General features: G+C 67.9%; 14 protein-coding genes. 6 read left to right on the top strand and 8 right to left on the bottom strand.

All coding sequences use genetic code 11. The features are described 5' to 3' along the window. Window positions 1-110 precede the first annotated feature (110 nt). From HMJ39_RS07690 to HMJ39_RS07715, 6 genes are all read right to left on the bottom strand, one after another. On the bottom strand, window positions 111-1,001 hold the full coding sequence (locus HMJ39_RS07690; protein ID WP_194296846.1) for an ABC transporter permease: 891 nt from the start codon (window positions 999-1,001) through the stop codon (window positions 111-113). Then, on the bottom strand, window positions 998-1,954 hold the full coding sequence (locus tag HMJ39_RS07695; RefSeq protein ID WP_323370860.1) for an ABC transporter permease: 957 nt from the start codon (window positions 1,952-1,954) through the stop codon (window positions 998-1,000). The genes HMJ39_RS07690 and HMJ39_RS07695 overlap by 4 nt, the downstream gene beginning before the upstream one ends. Before the next feature lie 4 nt (window positions 1,955-1,958). Continuing rightward, window positions 1,959-3,554, bottom strand: a complete 1,596-nt coding sequence (locus HMJ39_RS07700) for an ABC transporter substrate-binding protein (protein ID WP_194296847.1) — start codon at window positions 3,552-3,554, stop codon at window positions 1,959-1,961. Between the two features lie 45 nt (window positions 3,555-3,599). Beyond that, the gene (locus HMJ39_RS07705) at window positions 3,600-4,589 is read right to left on the bottom strand and encodes an ABC transporter ATP-binding protein (protein WP_194296848.1); all 990 of its coding nucleotides are present in this window, start codon (window positions 4,587-4,589) and stop codon (window positions 3,600-3,602) included. After that, entirely contained in the window at window positions 4,586-5,605 is a 1,020-nt protein-coding gene (locus tag HMJ39_RS07710) for an ABC transporter ATP-binding protein (RefSeq protein ID WP_194296849.1), read from the bottom strand. The genes HMJ39_RS07705 and HMJ39_RS07710 overlap by 4 nt, the downstream gene beginning before the upstream one ends. Window positions 5,606-5,666: 61 nt before the next feature. Next, on the bottom strand, window positions 5,667-6,302 hold the full coding sequence (locus tag HMJ39_RS07715; protein WP_194296850.1) for a TetR/AcrR family transcriptional regulator: 636 nt from the start codon (window positions 6,300-6,302) through the stop codon (window positions 5,667-5,669). A gap of 150 nt (window positions 6,303-6,452) precedes the next feature. Here HMJ39_RS07715 and HMJ39_RS07720 point away from each other — a divergent pair, with 150 nt between their 5' ends. After that, window positions 6,453-9,743, top strand: coding sequence for a carboxyl transferase domain-containing protein (locus tag HMJ39_RS07720; protein ID WP_194296851.1), 3,291 nt, complete (start codon window positions 6,453-6,455; stop codon window positions 9,741-9,743). A 73-nt stretch (window positions 9,744-9,816) separates the two neighbouring features. Here HMJ39_RS07720 and HMJ39_RS07725 read toward each other — a convergent pair whose 3' ends face one another. After that, the gene (locus tag HMJ39_RS07725; RefSeq protein ID WP_194296852.1) at window positions 9,817-10,764 is read right to left on the bottom strand and encodes a 2-hydroxyacid dehydrogenase; all 948 of its coding nucleotides are present in this window, start codon (window positions 10,762-10,764) and stop codon (window positions 9,817-9,819) included. Window positions 10,765-10,960: 196 nt separating this feature from the next. On the opposite strand from HMJ39_RS07725, the gene HMJ39_RS07730 reads away from it, so the two are divergent. Both HMJ39_RS07730 and HMJ39_RS07735 read left to right on the top strand, forming a co-directional pair. Then, a complete protein-coding gene (locus HMJ39_RS07730) occupies window positions 10,961-12,094 on the top strand; it encodes an aminotransferase class V-fold PLP-dependent enzyme (RefSeq protein ID WP_194296853.1) in 1,134 nt (377 codons plus the stop codon). A 176-nt stretch (window positions 12,095-12,270) separates the two neighbouring features. Beyond that, on the top strand, window positions 12,271-12,747 hold the full coding sequence (locus HMJ39_RS07735; RefSeq protein WP_161385290.1) for a DUF2147 domain-containing protein: 477 nt from the start codon (window positions 12,271-12,273) through the stop codon (window positions 12,745-12,747). A gap of 149 nt (window positions 12,748-12,896) precedes the next feature. On the opposite strand, the gene HMJ39_RS07740 is transcribed toward HMJ39_RS07735, so the two are convergent. Then, a complete protein-coding gene (locus tag HMJ39_RS07740; protein ID WP_194296854.1) occupies window positions 12,897-13,529 on the bottom strand; it encodes a TetR/AcrR family transcriptional regulator in 633 nt (210 codons plus the stop codon). A 91-nt stretch (window positions 13,530-13,620) separates the two neighbouring features. Here HMJ39_RS07740 and HMJ39_RS07745 point away from each other — a divergent pair, with 91 nt between their 5' ends. The 3 genes from HMJ39_RS07745 to HMJ39_RS07755 all read left to right on the top strand — a co-directional run bounded on the left by HMJ39_RS07745 (window position 13,621) and on the right by HMJ39_RS07755 (window position 17,155). Beyond that, a complete protein-coding gene (locus HMJ39_RS07745) occupies window positions 13,621-14,445 on the top strand; it encodes an SDR family NAD(P)-dependent oxidoreductase (RefSeq protein WP_194296855.1) in 825 nt (274 codons plus the stop codon). Window positions 14,446-14,468: 23 nt separating this feature from the next. Next, a complete protein-coding gene (locus HMJ39_RS07750) occupies window positions 14,469-15,398 on the top strand; it encodes a ferritin family protein (RefSeq protein ID WP_194296856.1) in 930 nt (309 codons plus the stop codon). Between the two features lie 77 nt (window positions 15,399-15,475). After that, complete coding sequence (locus HMJ39_RS07755) at window positions 15,476-17,155, top strand: flavin-containing monooxygenase (RefSeq protein ID WP_194296857.1); 1,680 nt, start codon at window positions 15,476-15,478, stop codon at window positions 17,153-17,155. Window positions 17,156-17,281: the final 126 nt, after the last annotated feature.

Raw genomic sequence — 17,281 nt, forward strand, 5'->3', positions numbered from 1 at the left:
CAGGATGTCAAACCGGGAGCCCCCAGGGACGGGTTCACGGCGTTCCCGGAAAGGGGGCCACGCCGAGACGCGGCCCCGATGGAGGGTCCATACGTCTAACGAAAACGAAATCACCCATGCCCTCGCGCCGTGGGATCCAACGCCGTCCGCATGGACTCCCCCAACGCATTGAACGCCACCGCCGTGACCATGATGATCAGCCCCGGCGCGTACATTTGCTCCGGCACCAGCGACATATACAGATAGCCCCGCGCGATCATGGCGCCCCAGCTCACGTCCGGCGGCTGTACCCCCAGACCCAGGAAGCTGAGGCTGGCCTCCGCCAACAACGCCACCGCCAGCAGCAGCGTGCTCTGCACGATCACTGGCTGAATCGCGTTGGGCAGCACATGCCGCCCCAGCAGCCGCAACGGCGAGGCGCCAAAGCAGCGCGCCGCGTCCACGTACAGCTCCTGACGCACCACCAGCGTCCGGGCGCGGATCAGCCGCGCGATCTGCGGCGCGAACACCAGCCCCACGGAAAACATGGCGTTGGTCAGACCGATGCCCATGGCGCCGGTCACCGCCACCGCCAGAATGATCGCCGGGAACGACAGGAAGGTATCGATCAGGCGGCTGATGGCCACGTCGGTCCAGCCGCCCACGAAGCCGGCGATCAGCCCCAGGGGAATGCCGATCAGCAGCGCCACGGCCACCGCCAGCAAGGCGGCGTACAGGGAATTGGCGCCGCCGTGGATCAGCCGGCTGAGCACATCCCGGCCCAGGTCGTCGGTGCCCAGCCAGTGGGCCGCCGAGGGCCCTTCCAGCATGTGTTCCAGATCCTGATGGGCGGGGTCGTAGGGGGCCACCCAGGGGGCCAGCAGGGCGGTGCCGAGAATCAGCACCAGCACCACCAGGCTCAAGGCGGCGCGCGGGTCGCCACGCAGCCAGCCGAGCGCGCGCCGGGCCAGGCCCGGCTCGTCGGCGGCGGGCGCGGACGGGGAAGAAACGGTGGCGTTCATGCGTGAATCCTCGGGTCGAGCACGGTGCAGGCCAGATCGGTGCACAGGTTCACCAGAATCACCGTCACCACCATGGCGAGCACGGCGCCCTGCACCACCGGGAAGTCGCCCTGCAGCACGGCGTTGACGATGGAACTGCCGATGCCGGGAATGGCGAACACCGCCTCCACCACCACGGTGGCGGCAAGAATCTTGTTGAACAGCAGGCCCACCACGGTGAGCAGGTTGACGCTCACGTTCTTGAGGCCGTGCTTCCAGAGAATGCGCGCCGGGCTCAGGCCCTTGGCGTGCAGGGTGCGCACATGCTGGGAAGACTGGATCTCCACCAGGGAGCCGCGCAGTTGCCGCGCCACCTCGGCGATGCCGTTGGTGCACAGCGCCAGCGCCGGCAGGGTGGCGTACCAGAGCGCGGCGCTGAAATCCTCCGTCGGCGATACGAAGCCGGTGGCGGGAAACCACTGCAGCCCCAGGGCCAGGAACAGCACCAGGATCATGCCGAACCAGAAATTGGGCACCGCCACGCCCAGGGACGCGGCGCCCATGATGGCGCTGTCCAGGGGCGAGCCGGCGCGGGTGGCGGCGAGAATGCCCAGCGGCACCCCCACCAGCACCGAGATCAGCACCGCGTAGACGGCGATCAGCAGGGTGTTGGGGAAGGTGCGCGCGATGGTCCGCGCCACCGGCTCGCCGGACAGCAGCGAGCTGCCCAGTTCACCCTGGGCGGCGTGGCCCAGCCACTGGCCGTACTGCACCAGGAACGGCTGGTTCAGGCCGTAGGCCTCGCGGATCTGTTCGATGCGTTCCATGGAGGCGTTCTCCCCGGCCAGGGTCACGGCCACGTCGCCGGGGATCAGCTGCATCAGGCAGAACACGATGAAGGTGGCGAGCACCAGGATCGGCAGGGACTGCAGCAGCCGGGCGCCGACCATGCGCTGTTTGACGCGGTTGGCCACGGGATCAGCCCTCGAGAGTTACATCATTGAACTTGGGTTTGCCGAGCAGGTTGTTGCGCAGGTTCTTCACCTTGCCGTTGACGGCGACGATGCTTTCCCGGAACGCCAGCGGCACCACCAGGGCGTCCTCCATCACCAGCCGTTGCACCTTGGCCAGGGCCTCCTTGCGGGTGGCCAGGTCGTCGCTGCCGCGCGACGCCAGCAAGGCCTCGGTGAAGCCCTCCGGCGGCGCCTTGTCGCCGGCGTTGAAGTAGGACTCCTGGTTGTACATCAGCGAGTAGCTGAGGCTGGGGTCCGGCCGGCCGGTCCAGGCGGACAACAGCAGATCGCCCTGTTTCTTGGCGAAGTATTCCGCCGACATGTCGGCGATGGTGCCGGTGCGGAAGCGGCCCTTGATGTTGGCGCGCTCGAACTGCGCCAGCAGCAGCTCCTGCATCTGCACCGAGGACTGGTCGTTGTAGCCGCGCATATCCAGGGTCACGCCGTCGGCGTAGCCGGCCTCTTTCAGAAGCGCGCGGGCCTTATCCGGATCATGGGGGTACAGCTCGGCGGTTTGCGCGTCGTAGGCCCAGTGGGATTTGGGCAGATTCATGTAAGCGGCTTCACCGGAGCCGGCCATGGCGCCGCGAATAAAGGCGTCCCGGTCCACGGCGTAATTCAGGGCCTGGCGCACCCGGCGGTCGGCCAGGGTGTCCCGGGACATGTTCAGGTAGAGCTGATAGCAGTACACGGTGGAACCGATCACGCCGTTCAGGGTGGGCAGTTTCTCCACCAGCGGTTTCTGCCGGCCGTCCAGGTGGTAGGCCAGGTCCGCCTGGCCGGACATCACCGCGCGCAGGCGGGTGGCGCTGTCGGTGATGATCGAGAAGGTAATGCCGGCCAGGGCCGGTTTGTCGTCGCGGCGGTAGCCGTCGAACGCGGTCAGGGCGATCTCGCTGCCGTCGTTCCACTTCTGGAATTTCATGAAGCCGGTGCCCACCGGGGTGCGATCCACCCGGTTGCCGTTGGCCTCGAGCGCCTTGGGCGACACCATCATGCCGGCCCGGTCGGAGAGGATCAGCGGCAGGGCGGTGTCCGGGTTCTTCAGGTGCAGGGTGACGGTGTGCTCGCCGTTCACCGTGACCTGGTCCACCGAGCCCAGGTCGGAGCGGATGTTGGAAAATTCCGCCGCGCGGCTGCGATCCAGATTGGTCTTCACCGCCTCGGCGTTGAAGGGCGTGCCATCGTGGAAGGTGACGCCCTGGCGAAGATGCAGTACCAGGGTTTTCGGGTCGGTGAATTCCCAGCGTTCCGCCAGGCCCGGCTCCGCCTTGAGGCTGTCGAAGTCCCAGGTCACCAGGGTGTCGTAGATCGGGAACAGGAACACATGGTCGGAGCCGGAGCCGCCGGTGGCCGGGTCCAGGCTGGACGGGTTGGCGTTGGCGCCGACCCGCAACACGGCGCCGCCGCCCTGGGCCCAGAGCCGGCCCGGCGCGCCGAGCGTGCCGACCGCCAGGGCGCCGGACAGATAACCGAGAAAGGCGCGGCGGGAGACCGCGTGGCCGCCCACGTTCAGGGTGTCGTGGTCCGGGTGTGGGTGGTGGGGCTCTTTCATGTTCATGGGGCTCTCCTGGAATTTTGTTGTTTTGTTCGGAAAACGGGTGGTTCAGGCGGGGCCGGCGAAATGGCAGGCCACGCGATGGTCTGGTGCCACTTCCCGCCATTCCGGCGCCTGCTCGGCGCAGCGCGTTTCCGCCCGCGGGCAGCGGGTGCGGAACGGGCAGCCGGACGGCGGATTGAGCGGGCTGGGGATTTCGCCCTGCAGGCGGATGCGGCGGCGGTGGTCACGCTGGTCGCTGGGCAGGGGCAACGGCTCCGCCGACAGCAGCGCCTGGGTGTAGGGGTGCAGGGGCTGTTCGCACACGGTCCCCGCCGGGCCCTGTTCCATGAGCCGGCCCAGATAGAGCACGCCCACCCGGTCGCTGACGTGGGAGACCACGGAGATGTCGTGGGTGATGAAAGCGTAGGTGATGCCGAACTCGTCCTGCAGATCGGCGAACAGGTTGAGAATGGCGCCGCGAATGGACACGTCCAGGGCCGCCACCACCTCGTCGCAGACGATGAAGCGCGGCCGCAGGGTCAGGGTGCGGGCGATGTTGACGCGCTGTTTCTGGCCGCCGGACAGCTCGTGGGGGTAGCGCCGGCCGATCCCGGCGGGCAGGCCCACCCTTTCCAGGGCTTCGTCCACCACCCGGCGCCGCTGGCGGCGGTCGCCGTCGCCGAGGATATCCAGGGGCTCCATCACCGACCGGGCGATGGACATGCGCGGGTTCAAGGCGGCGTGGGGGTCCTGGAAGATGATCTGGTGGTCACGGCGCTGGCGCCGCCGTTGGGCCCGGTTCAGCGAAGATGGCGCCTGGCCGTCGTAGAACAGGTGCCCGTCGGTGAGCGGCTGCAGGCCGGCCAGGGCCCGGCCCAGGGTGGTCTTGCCGGAACCGGATTCGCCGATCAGCCCGAAGGTTTCGCCGGGGTGGATGTCGAAGCTCACGTCCTCCACCGCCTTGACGGTGCCGGCGCGGGTGGGGAAGTGGACGCGCACCCGGTCGGCGCGCACGCCGGCGCCGGTGGCGGTGCGGGGAGTCAGTGGTGCGTTCATGGGGTCACCGCTCCGGGCAGGGTGAGTTCGGCGCCGCGCCAGCAGCGCGCCAGGCGCCCGCCGTCCAGCTCACGCAGGGGCTGGCTTTGTTCGCAGCCGTCGGCGGCGTGCGGGCAGCGCGCCTGGAAGCGGCAGCCGGAGGGCATCTCCGCCGGCGCCGGCACGCGCCCGGGAATGGATGGCAGCCGGCCGCCCCGCTCACTCAGGCCGGGCAGGGAACGCAGCAGGCCGGAGGAATACGGGTGGCCCGGGCGCCGCAGCACGCTGTCCACCGGGGCGCTTTCCACCACCTCGCCGGCGTACATGGTGAGCAGCCGGGAGCAGGTTTCCGCCACCACGCCCAGGTCGTGGGTGATGAACAGCAGGGCGGTGCCGGTGGTGTCGCTGAGCTCGCGCAGCAGGTCGATGATCTGCGCCTGCACGGTCACGTCCAGGGCGGTGGTGGGTTCGTCGGCGATCACCAGCCGGGGCCGGCAGATCAGCGCCATGGCGATCATCACCCGTTGCCGCATGCCGCCGGAAAACTGGTAGGGGTAGTCGTCCAGGCGCTGCCGGGGCGACGGGATGCCCACGTCCTCCAGGGCGGTGATGGCGCGTTCGCGGGCCTCCTTGCGGCTGACCCGCTCGTGGGCGCGCAGGGTCTCGATGAGTTGCTCGCCCACGGTGAACACCGGGTCCAGGGCGCTCATCGGCTCCTGAAAGATCATGCTGATGTCGCGGCCGCGCCGGCGGCGCAATTCCCGGGCCGGCATCTTCAACAGGTCGCGGCCCTGGAACAGGATCTCGCCGCGTACCCGGGCGGTGCGTTCCGGCAGCAGACCGAGCAGGGCCAGGCCGGTGACGGTCTTGCCGCAGCCGCTTTCGCCGACCACGCCAACCCGCTCGCCATGGCCCACCGTGAACGACACGTCCCGGGTAATGGCGGTCTCGCCGGCGTCGTGCGCGAACGCGATCTTCAGATTGTTCACCGCCAGCAGGGGCTGGCCGGCGGTACTTTCCTGTTGCTCGTGCGCCATGGTTTATCTCCGTGCCGGCACATCCACGGTCGGCCTCTTCCGGGGCCGAAGGGGATTGTTGTTATCGGTTGCCGTAAGCGGCGGTGACGGTGTCGATCACCGCCTGATAATGGTCGAGCAGTTTGTTCAGGCCGCTGTGCTGGGTGAGCAGCGAGCCGAAGTACCAGAGCGGGGTGATCAGCATCACCACCTGGCGCACCGGGGTGTCGGGGCGCAGTTCGCCGTCGCCGATGGCCAGTTTCACGGCGTGGGACACATGGTCCTCGAAGTGCCGCGACATCTCGGAGATGCCTTCCTGGATGCGCTCCGGAATCAGATGCCGCTCGAAGCGCGCCCGCGCCGACAGGCTCCAGGGGTTACGGCCCCGTTCGTTGTCGTTGAATTCATAGAAGCGACGCTCGCAATCCCGGGCCACCAGCCCGATGCGCTCCGCCAGGGTCAGGCCGGGGCGCGCCCAGACGTTCTGGAACTGCTGCTCCAGGTCGTCGAAGGTTTCCTGGAACACCGCCTCGATCAGCGCCGCCTTGTTGCCGAAGTGGTAATGCAGGTTGGCGCGGGTGGTGTTCACCACCTCGGCGATGTCGCCGTAGCTGACGTCGCTGAGCCCGCGCTGGATGAACAGGGCCCGGGCGGCGGCCTTGATCTGGGCCTTCATGGGGGGCTGGCCCAGCTGGGATTTTTTTTCCGGTCGGGCCACGCCGGCCTCCTGATGGTTGAGTGAAACACCGCAAGTGCTGACTAATCTGCAAGTAAATAAAACCCGAGTCAATACTAATTGACGTGCAAGTCAGTATCTCGCTATCTTGCCGCCAAACCGATCACTAAAACGAACAAACCGGACCGCGCCATGACCCGTAAGCTTCTGATCGCCAACCGTGGCGAAATCGCCGTGCGCATCGCCCGCGCCGCCGCCGACCTGGACATCGCCACCGTGGCGGTGCACCCCGCCGACGACGAGCGTGCCCTGCACACCCGCGTGGCCGACCAGGCGGTGGCCCTGGAAGGGCGCGGCGCCGCCGCCTACCTGGACGCCGAGCAGTTGGTGCGGGTGGCCGTGGAAACCGGCTGCGACGCGGTGCACCCCGGCTATGGTTTTCTCAGCGAGAGCCGGGATTTCGCCGAGCGCTGCCAGCAAGCCGGCCTCACCTTCGTGGGGCCGACCCCGGAGGTGCTGGCCCTGCTCGGTGACAAGGCCCGCGCCCGGGTGCTCGCCGAGGAATGCCAGGTGCCGGTGGTGCCCGGCACCGGCGCCGACACCACCCTGGAGCAGGCGCGGGCGTTCCGCGACGGCCTGGGCGCCGACGCCACGGTGATCGTCAAGGCGATCGCCGGCGGCGGCGGGCGTGGCATGCGCATCGTGGGCCCCGGCGACGATCTGGCCGAGGCGTTCAAGCGCTGCCAGGCGGAAGCCGAGGCCGCGTTCGGCAACGGCGCCCTGTACGTGGAGCGTTTTATCGATCGCGCCCGGCATATCGAGGTGCAGGTGGTGGGTGACGGCGGCGAGACGCCGGTGCATCTGTGGGAACGGGAATGCAGCCTGCAGCGCCGCAACCAGAAACTGGTGGAAATCGCGCCGGCGCCGACCCTTTCCGACGCGACCCGGCAAAAGCTGCTGGACGCCGCCCTGCGGCTGGCGAGCCGGGTCGGCTACCGGAGTCTGGGCACCTTTGAATTCCTGGTGGACGCGGACGAAAGCCGCTTCGCCTTTATCGAGGCCAACCCGCGCCTGCAGGTGGAGCACACCGTCACCGAGGAAGTCACCGGCGTGGACCTGGTGCAAACGCAATTGAGGATCGCCGGCGGCGCCTCCCTGGCGGACCTGGGCCTGAGCCGCGACACCGTGCCGGCGCCCGCCGGCTTCGCCGTGCAGCTGCGCATCAACATGGAGACCATGGACGCCAGCGGCGAGGCGCGGCCCGCCGGCGGCACCCTGGCCACCTTCGAGCCGCCCTCCGGCCCCGGTGTCCGGGTGGACACCTTCGGTTACCGGGGCTACCGCACCAGCCCCCACTACGATTCCCTGCTGGCCAAGCTGATCGTGCACGGCCGCGGTGACTACGCCGCCGCCGTGCGCCGCGCCTACCGCGCCCTGTGCCAGTTCCGCATCGAGGGCGTGGACACCAACATCGGCTTCCTGCAGAACCTGCTGCGCCGGGACGAGGTGGCGGACAACGCCGTTTACACCCGCTTCGTGGACGACCACATGGCGGCGCTGGTGAACGGCGGCGAGCACCCGTCCCTGCACTTCGGCGCGGCCGGCGGCGAGGCGGAATCACAGGGCCCGTCGATCCAGGCGCCGGCGGGCACCGAAGGCGTACCCACGCCCATGCAGGGCGTGGTGGCGGAGCTGCTGGTGGCCGAGGGCGACAGCGTCCGCGAAGGCCAGCCGGTGGCCTTCGTGGAGGCCATGAAAATGCAGCACCGGGTGGAGGCGGCCACCAGCGGCACGGTGCGCCAGCTCGCCTTCGCGGTGGGCGACGCGGTGGCCGCCGGCGACCCCTTGTTGTTCATCGAGCCCGGCGAGGTGGCGGTGGACGCCGATGCGGAGGAAGAAGACATCGACCTGGACCGCATCCGCCCGGACCTGGCCAAGCTGCAGGCCCGGGAAGCCCTGCTGCGCGACGAGAACCGCCCGGACGCCGTGGCCAAACGGCGCAAGACCGGCCAGCGCACCGCCCGGGAAAACGTGGCGGCGGTGGTCGACGAGGACAGCTTCATCGAATACGGCGCCTTCACCTTCGCCGCCCAACGGGCCCGCCGGGAGGTGGACGACCTGATCCACAACACCCCGGCGGACGGCATGATCACCGGCATTGGCTCGGTGAACGGCGCGCTGTTCGATGAGACGAAAAGCCGCTGCGCGGTGCTGGCCTACGACTACACCGTGCTGGCCGGCACCCAGGGCACCATGAACCACAAGAAAACCGACCGCATTCTGCAGGTAGCCGAGCAGCAGAAGCTGCCGGTGATCTTCTTCGCCGAGGGCGGCGGCGGCCGCCCCGGCGACACCGACAACGCCACCAAGGTGGCCGGCCTGGATGGGCCCAGCTTCCTGCAATACGCCCGCCTCAGCGGGCTGGTGCCGCGCATCGCCGTGGTGTCCGGCCGCTGCTTTGCCGGCAACGCGGTGCTGGCGGGCACCAGCGACATCCTGATCGCCACCGAGAACGCCTGCATCGGCATGGCCGGCCCGGCCATGATCGAGGGCGGCGGCCTGGGCGTGTTCAAGCCCGAGGAAGTGGGCCCGGTGTCGGTGCAGCGCGCCAACGGCGTGGTCGACTGCGTGGTGAAGGACGAACAGGAAGGCGCCGCCCTGGCGAAAAAACTGATGGGCTACTTCCAGGGCACGGTCACCGACTGGCAGTGCGAGGATCAGCGCTGGCTGCGCCGGGCGGTCCCGGAAAACCGCCTGCACGCCTACGACATGCGCGAGCTGATCCGCCTGCTGGTGGACACCGACTCCACCGTGGAGCTGCGCCGGGATTTCGCGCCGGGCATGATCACCGCCTTCGTGCGCGTCGAGGGCCGGCCCCTGGGCCTGATCGCCAACGATCCCAAGGTGCTGGGCGGCGCCATCGACGCCGCCGGCGCCGACAAGGCCTCACGCTTCATGCAGCTGTGCGACGCCTTCGGCATTGCGCTGGTGAGCCTGTGCGACACCCCCGGTTTCATGGTCGGCCCGGACGAGGAAAAAACCGCCATGGTGCGCCGCACCTGCCGCATGTTCGTCACCGCCGCCAGCCTCACCGTGCCGCTGCTGTCCCTGGTCACCCGCAAGGGCTATGGCCTGGGCGCCCAGGGCATGACCGGCGGCTCCTTCCACGCGCCCCTGTTCTGCGCCTCCTGGCCCAGCGGTGAATTCGGCGGCATGGGCCTGGAAGGCGCGGTGAACCTGGCCTACAAGAAGGAGCTGGACGCCCAGGAAACCCCGGAGCAACGGGAAGCGCTGTTCAAGAAGCTGGTGGACAAGCTCTACGAGCGCGGCGAGGCGTTGAGCATGGCCGCCGCCCTGGAAATCGACGCGGTCATCGACCCGGCGGACTCCCGCGCCTGGATTCTGCGCGGCCTGCGCGCCACCCCGCCGGGCGGGCTGGAACCCATCGCCGGGAAGCGCCGGCCGATGATCGACACCTGGTGAGGCAGTGAACAGTTAACAGTGAACAGTTAAGAGCGCTTGGGTGGTCGGCGTGTCACCCGGCTTGGGGGCGGCTTTAGCCGCGATTGCCGGGGTGGACCAGATTCTGAAGCGGTTCCCCGTTGGCGATGCGGCGTACCTGTTCGCGCAGGTAGGTGGCCAGGCGTGGTTTGAGGGCTTCCGAGCGGCCGCCCACGTGGGGGACCAGGCAAAGTCCCGGCGCGTCCCACAGGGGATGGTCGGCGGGCAGGGGTTCCGGGTCCACCACGTCCAGGGCGGCGCGCAGGCGGCCGCTTCGCAGCTCGGCGAGCAGGGCGTCGGTGTCCACCACCGGGCCCCGGGCCACGTTCACCACCAGGGCGCCGTCCGGCAGGCGGGCCAGGAAGTCCGCGTTCACCATGCCCCGGGTGGCGTCGTTGAGCGGGGTGATCAGGATCACGATCTCCGCCGCCGGCAGCAGCGCCGGTAACTCGTCCACGCCGTGCACATGGCCGCGCTCATCGTCCCGGGCGCGGGTGCCGACCCGGGTCAGCTCGACGCCGAACGGCGCCAGCCGCTCGGCGATGGCGGCGCCCACGCCACCGGTGCCGATCATCAGCACCTTGCGGTCCAACAGCCCCGGCGTGGTGAACGGCCGCCAGACGTGCTCCGCCTGGTCCCGGGCGAAGTGGTCCAGGCCACGCTGGGCGGTGAGGATCAGCCCCAGGGTCAGTTCCGCCGTGGGGCCGGCGTGCAGCCCATAGGCACTGGCCACGGCGGCGCCGCGTCCCGCTTCGATAAAGCCGTCGTAGCCGGTGGACTGGGTCTGGATCAGCTTGAGATTGGGCAGGGTGGCCAGGCGCTGTTTGCCCGCCTCGCCGGCGGGATGATGAAACACCACCGCTTCCACCTCCGCCTCGCTCAGGCCCTCGGGCGCGCCTGTCAGATCCCAGACGCCCAGCTTCAGATCCCCGGCCTGATCCTTGACGGTGTCCAGGTGCCATTGGGTGGGCAGGGTAAGGGTGCGGATGTTGAGGGTGGTCACGGCAAAGCTCCGGGCGCGTAAGAAGAAGTTAACAGTGAACAGTTAACAGTGAAGGGGACCGGGAGGGGAGTCTACCGCATGGCGCGCTGTTAACTATTCACTGTTAACTTTCCCCCGCCATGCCTTGCAGCGCGCCGCCGGCGTCTCTATAACGGGAGCCTGTCATTATTCAAGGTTTTGAAGCGGGAGAATGCTTGTGTCTCAACTGGTGCCCGAGGTGGATCCGGACGGTCTGCTGGAATACTCCGTGGTGTTCACGGACCGGTCCCTCAATCATATGTCCCAGGCGTTTCAGCAGGTGATGCGGGATATCTCCACCACCTTGAAGCAGGCCTACGGCGCCGAGGCGGTGGCGGTGGTGCCCGGCGGCGGTACTTTCGCCATGGAAGCGGTGGCCCGCCAGTTCGCCACCGGCAAGCGCTGCCTGGTGATCCGCAACGGCTGGTTCAGCTACCGCTGGAGCCAGATCTTCGAGATGGGCGGCATCCCCGCCGACGAAACCGTGCTCAAGGCCCGGCCGGTGAGCGGCGAGGGTGAGCCGGCGCCGTTCGCGCCGGCGCCGCTGGACGAGGTGCTGGACACCATTCGCCGGGAAAAGCCGGAGATGGTGTTCGCGCCCCACGTGGAAACCGCCGCCGGCATGATCCTGCCGGACGATTACATCAAGGCGGTGGCGGAGGCGGTGCACGAGGTGGGCGGCCTGTTCGTGCTCGACTGCATCGCCTCCGGGGCGATCTGGGTGGACATGCGGGACACCGGCGTGGACGTGCTGATCAGCGCGCCGCAGAAAGGCTGGAGCTCATCGCCCTGCGCCGGCCTGGTGATGTTCAACGACACCGCCCTGGCCCGTCTTGAAGAGACCCGCAGCACCAGCTTCGCCGCCGATCTGAAGCGCTGGCTGGACATCATGCGCGCCTACGAAAACGGCGGCCATGCCTACCACGCCACCCTGCCCACGGACAGCCTGGCGCGCTTCCGCGACTTCATGGAGGAGACCCGTGCCCAGGGCTTCCCGGTGGTGCGGGCTCTGCAGGAAGAGCTGGGCGGCCGGGTGCGTGCGCTGTTCGCCCGCCACGGCATCCGCAGCGTGGCGGCGCCGGGCTTCGAGGCCCCGGGTGTGGTGGTCTGCTACACCGACGATGACGGCCTGCACAACGCCAGCAAGTTCATCGCCGAAGGCCTGCAGACCGCCGGCGGCGTGCCGCTGATGTGCGACGAACCGGCGGATTTCAAGACCTTCCGGGTGGGGCTGTTCGGCCTCGACAAGCTCAACCACGTGGAGCGCACCGTGGAGACCCTGGAAAACGCCCTGAAGCACATCCTGGGCTGACCGCGCCCGCCGGGCGCCCGCCGGCGCCCGGCCCGTTTTCACGGTTTTTTATAAACTCATCCACCGGATTGCCCTTCTAATAGAGGGAATGAAGCGACCACGGATTGGCAGACAACTTTGACGAAGTTGTATACCCTTCACGTCGCTCACCGCCTTCAACCGAAGAGGAATCCACCATGATTCGACCCCTGATTTCCGCCCTGATCGCCGCCCCGCTGCTCGCCGCCGGCACCGCCGCCTGGGCCGCCGACGACAGCCACGCCATCGAGGGCGTCTGGGAAACCGACAGCGGCGGCTATGTGCAGATTTACCAGGCCGGCGAGGACACCTGGAACGGCCGGGTGGTGGGCTCCAGCAGTGGCGAGGCCCGCTACGACGAGAACAATCCGGACGAGGACAAGCGTGGCCGCCGTCTGCTTGGCGTGGAGGTGCTCAAGGATCTGCACTACGCCGGCGGCAACAAATGGGAGGACGGCAACATCTATTCCCCCGACAACGGCAAGACCTACAGCGCCAAGGCCACCCTGGCCGACCCGGACACCCTGGAAGCGCGCGGCTACATCGGCGTCAGCCTGCTCGGCCGCAGCCAGACCTGGCAGCGGGTCGGCACCGACGCGCCGCACCTGCACGAGGAACTGCTTGAAAAGCAGTGAATAGTTAATAGTGAACAGTTAACAGCGGCGCGGGTGGGCGGGGCGCCACCGCGAGGCCCTGCCCGCGCTTAAAGGCCGCTGGCCGCGGGAAAGCCCTTCCGACCGCGCTTTCTTTTAGCTGTTAACTCTTAACTCTTAACTGTTAACTGTTAACTGTTAACTGATTTTCCCAGTTCGCCATCCACGAAGTGGGCGACCATGTCGCCCAGTCCGCGCACCAGATCGTCGAAATCCACCGCCGGGTTCGGGTCGGTGAGATAGCGGATCACCGTGAACACCCCGCCATTGATCATGATGAAGCCCATGGCCGGCAGGTTGCCCAGCCGCGTCAGCTGTGGGTGATGCATCACGTACTGCACCAGCAGGTTCATCAGCAGCTGGTTGATCGGCTCCAGCTGATTGCGCGGCGCGAAGTAGGCGGCGTAGCTCATGTAGCGCAGATAGCGGCCGTCGTCCCGCTCCAGCAGATCCCGGAAGCGGTACAGCAGTTCGGCGATCAGCTCGCGGATGTCCAGGCGTACCAGCTCCGGAATGCGCGGCTGCACCAGCGCCACCACCTCGCGCACGACGTGCTGGTGCATGGCGTCGAACACCTCCTCCTTATTGGCGAAGTATTCGTACAGCGAGCCCACGCCGACGCCGGCGATCTCGGCGATGTGGCGGGTGGTGGTGCCTTCCACGCCGTGCCGGCACAGGGAAATGAAGCCCGCTTCGACGATGGCGTTGACGGTGGCCTTGGCCCGTTGCTGGGTGGGCCGGCGCTGGCGGGATGAGGTGGGCATATCCGAGTTGAATCCGAACAAATGATCGGACTACTTTGCCATTGATGAATGTCACGGTCAATTTGGCACCGTGCTGGCGAGGACTCCGAACATGACTGACAGCCTGACCCGAAATTCCCGTGCCGTGGTGACCGGCGCCGGCAGCGGCATCGGCCGCGCCTTCGCCCTGGAACTGGCCCGCCGTGGCGGCCGCGTGGTGTGCGCCGACCTGGACCAGGCCGCCGCCGGCGCCACCGTCGACGCCATCCGCGAGCAGGGCGGCCAGGAGGCCCTGGCGGTGCACTGCGACGTGTCCCGCCTGGAGCAGGTGGAGGCCCTGGCGGAGCGCGCCGCCCAGTGGTTCGGCGAGGAGCCGGATCTGGTCATCAACAACGCCGGCGTGGGCGCCGGCGGCAAGCGCATCGGCGACATCCCCATGGAGGACTGGCACTGGGTCATGGGCGTCAATATGTGGGGCGTGATCCACGGCTGCCACGTGTTCGCGCCGCGCCTGCGCGGCCTGGGCGGCGCCGGCATCATCAATGTCTGCTCCACCGCCAGCTTCGCGGCGGCGCCCAGCATGGGCCCCTACAACGCCAGCAAGGCGGCGGTGCTGGCGGTGTCCGAGACCCTGGCGGCGGAAAGCGCCGGCAGCGGCCTCAGGGTCACCGCCCTGTGCCCCACCGTGGTGAAGACCAACATCTTCACCAGCGGCCGCATTGACGACTCGGTGACGCCGCTGATGAACCGCTGGGTGTCGCTCACCGGCGTCTCCGCCGAGGGCGTTGCCCGCACCACGCTCAAGGCCCTGGACAAGGGCCGGCTCTATGTCCTGCCGCAGATCGACGCGCGCCTGATCTGGCGCGCCAAACGCTACGTGCCGGCGCTGTACGCGCGCGGCGCCGGTCTGCTCAGCCGTTTCACCCTGGCTTCCTGAATCCTTCAAAAAGGGAGAACAACATGGCTTCCATCGATCTCGAAAAAATGCTCGCCAAGGTCAAGGCCAGCCAGTGGGCGCTGGCGGACATCGACTGGGACGCGCCGGGCGCCGAGCTGGTCACCGAGGAGCAGTGGCCCAAGCTCAAGGCGTTCATGGCCGATCTGATGTGGATCGAGCACGTCGGTGCCCGGGGCTTCGCGGCCATGGCCAGGAAAGCGCCCAACGACACCCTCAAGGAAATCTACACCTACTTCCACGCCGAGGAGCAGCGCCACGCCAACGCCGAGATGGCACTGATGAAGCGCTGGGGCATGCTGGATGGCGACCGGGTGCCGGAGCCCAACAAGAATCTGCGCCTGGTGATCCAGTGGCTGGATCGCTACAGCGACGACATGCCCCTGGAGGTGCTGGGTTCGGTGATCCCGATGCTGGAGATCGCCCTGGACGGCGCGCTCTGCACCTTCCTGCTGGACACCGTGGACGATCCGGTCTGCCATCAGGCGTTCGCGCGCATCAACGACGATGAATCCCGGCACCTGGGCGTGGGCTTCCACGTACTGGAAATGCAGGGCCACGGTGACGTTTACAGGAAGGTGATCAAGACCCTGGGCACCATCCTGGACCCGCGCCTGATCCTGGGCATCGCCTCCTACGCGCCGCTGCTCAACCGCATGCGCGATAACGTGATCGCCATGGGGCTGGGCGAGGAGCGGCTGTACGCGGCGATGAAGAAATTCGAGCGCATCGGCGGGCGCACCGCCGACGGCCGCCGCAACCCCTGGTATCAGATCATCAGCCGCCATGGCCGCATCGTCATCAATCGCCGCCACAAACTGTACCACACACCGGTGGATGCCATGGTGCGCCTCACCGACCGGATTCCAGACCGGGTGATGCCCTCCCGCGTACCCACCTGGGTCAAGGGCATCACCTACAAACCCGTGGTGTAACCACCTTGGTGGCGGCTGGGCGGCATGCCGCTTCAGCCGCGCCTCCGAGCAAAGTCTGAAACAGCATGAGCAACAGCATGAGCGAAACCGACCAGCCCCGGACCAGCGCCAACCAGACATCCGCCGCGACGCCCTCCAAAACCGCCGCCAAGAAGGCGGCGTCGCGAAAACGCCCGGTGAAAAAAGCGGCGCCGAAAAAGGCCGCCGCTAAGAAAGCCGCCAGTACGAAATCCGCCAGCAAGAAAGCCGGCGCCAAGAAGGCCCCACGCAAGGCCGCCGCCCGAAAACCCGCCGCCAAACCGGCCTCGGTGCTGATCGTGGGCGCCGGTTTCGCCGGCCTGGGCATGGCCATCCGCCTCAAGAAGGCGGGCATCGAGGATTTCGTGATCCTGGAACGGGGCGAGGACGTGGGCGGCACCTGGCGGGACAATACCTACCCGGGCGCCGCCTGCGACATTCCCTCCAACCTGTATTCGTTTTCCTTCGCGCCCAACCCGAACTGGTCGCGCAGCTATTCCGGCGGCGCGGAGATTCTTGATTACGTTCACTACCTGGTGTCCGCCTTCGGGCTGCGCAAGCACATCCGTTTCCAGCACAACGTCACGGCGCTGGACTTCGACACCCGCCGGGGGCTGTGGACCGCCGAGCTGGAAGGCCGTGAACCGCTGCGCGCCCGCGCCGCGGTGATGGCCCAGGGGCCGCTGTCCAACGCCAGCTTCCCGGACATCGAAGGCGTCGAGGACTTCCAGGGCAAGAAGATCCACAGCGCCCGCTGGGATCATGACTACGACTTCACCGGCAAGCGGGTGGCGGTGATCGGCACCGGCGCCAGCGCCGTGCAGATCGTCCCCGAGCTGGTGGAAAAAGTGGTCCGCCTCAAGGTGTTCCAGCGCACCCCGGCCTGGGTGATTCCGCGCCCGGACTTCCGCACCCCGGACTGGAACAAGACCCTGTTCCGGGCCCTGCCCGCCAGCCAGAAGGCGGTGCGCGAGGCGCTGTTCTGGACCCACGAAACCATGGCCATGGCGGTGATCTGGAATTCGCCGCTGACCCGGCTGGCGGAGCGGCTGGCGCGGCGCCACCTGCGCCGCCAGGTGAAGGACGACTGGATGCGCCGGCAACTGACGCCGGATTTCCGCATCGGCTGCAAGCGGGTGCTGGTGTCCAACGATTATTATCCGGCGCTCCAGAAGGACAACGCCCAACTGATTACCTGGCCGATCGCCAAGCTCTCGGAGAACGGCATCCGCACCGCCGATGGCGTGGAGCACGAGCTGGATTGCGTGGTGTTCGCCACCGGCTTCGACGTGCCCAAGAGCGGCACGCCCTTTCCGGTGCGCGGCCGCGCCGGCCGCGAGCTGGGCGAGGAATGGGCGCGCGGCGCCCAGGCCTACAAGAGCATCAACGTGGCCGGTTACCCGAACCTGTTTTTCCTGTTCGGGCCCAACAGTGGGCCGGGGCATAACTCCGCCCTGGTGTACATGGAGGCCCAGCTCGACTATGCCCTGCGTGGCGTGCAGCGGCTGCTGGACGACAACCTCAAGCTGATGGACGTGAAGCCGGCGGTGCAGGCGCGTCACAATAAACAGCTTCAGAAGCGCCTGGCGCGGACCAATTGGAATTCCGGCTGCAAGAGCTGGTATCTCACCGAGGACGGTTTCAACGCCACCATGTTTCCGGGGTTCGCCACCCAGTACCGGGCGCAGATGGCGACCTTCGAGGATCGGGATTATGAGTGGGTGGCGCTCAAGGCTTAGTGGGAGCCGGACCCTCCAGAGGGCGCGCGTCCCGGTGTGGCCCCCTTTCCGGGAACGCCGTGAACCCCCGCAAGCGGGTCCGGCCCCCCATCACAGATGGGCGGCGTTCGGCGGCGCGCGAAGCAG

It is taken from the genome of Alloalcanivorax profundimaris (assembly GCF_015265435.1).
In the GTDB taxonomy this organism is placed as follows: Bacteria; Pseudomonadota; Gammaproteobacteria; order Pseudomonadales; family Alcanivoracaceae; genus Alloalcanivorax; species Alloalcanivorax profundimaris.

What these genes read in the sequence shown, in the direction of transcription:
- HMJ39_RS07690 (WP_194296846.1), bottom strand. Translation starts at nt 1,001, where the DNA reads ATGAACGCCACCGTTTCTTCCCCGTCCGCGCCCGCCGCCGACGAGCCG.
- HMJ39_RS07700 (WP_194296847.1), bottom strand. Translation starts at nt 3,554, where the DNA reads ATGAACATGAAAGAGCCCCACCACCCACACCCGGACCACGACACCCTG.
- HMJ39_RS07705 (WP_194296848.1), bottom strand. Translation starts at nt 4,589, where the DNA reads ATGAACGCACCACTGACTCCCCGCACCGCCACCGGCGCCGGCGTGCGC.
- HMJ39_RS07710 (WP_194296849.1), bottom strand. Translation starts at nt 5,605, where the DNA reads ATGGCGCACGAGCAACAGGAAAGTACCGCCGGCCAGCCCCTGCTGGCG.
- HMJ39_RS07720 (WP_194296851.1), top strand. Translation starts at nt 6,453, where the DNA reads ATGACCCGTAAGCTTCTGATCGCCAACCGTGGCGAAATCGCCGTGCGC.
- HMJ39_RS07735 (WP_161385290.1), top strand. Translation starts at nt 12,271, where the DNA reads ATGATTCGACCCCTGATTTCCGCCCTGATCGCCGCCCCGCTGCTCGCC.
- HMJ39_RS07740 (WP_194296854.1), bottom strand. Translation starts at nt 13,529, where the DNA reads ATGCCCACCTCATCCCGCCAGCGCCGGCCCACCCAGCAACGGGCCAAG.
- HMJ39_RS07745 (WP_194296855.1), top strand. Translation starts at nt 13,621, where the DNA reads ATGACTGACAGCCTGACCCGAAATTCCCGTGCCGTGGTGACCGGCGCC.
- HMJ39_RS07750 (WP_194296856.1), top strand. Translation starts at nt 14,469, where the DNA reads ATGGCTTCCATCGATCTCGAAAAAATGCTCGCCAAGGTCAAGGCCAGC.
- HMJ39_RS07755 (WP_194296857.1), top strand. Translation starts at nt 15,476, where the DNA reads ATGAGCGAAACCGACCAGCCCCGGACCAGCGCCAACCAGACATCCGCC.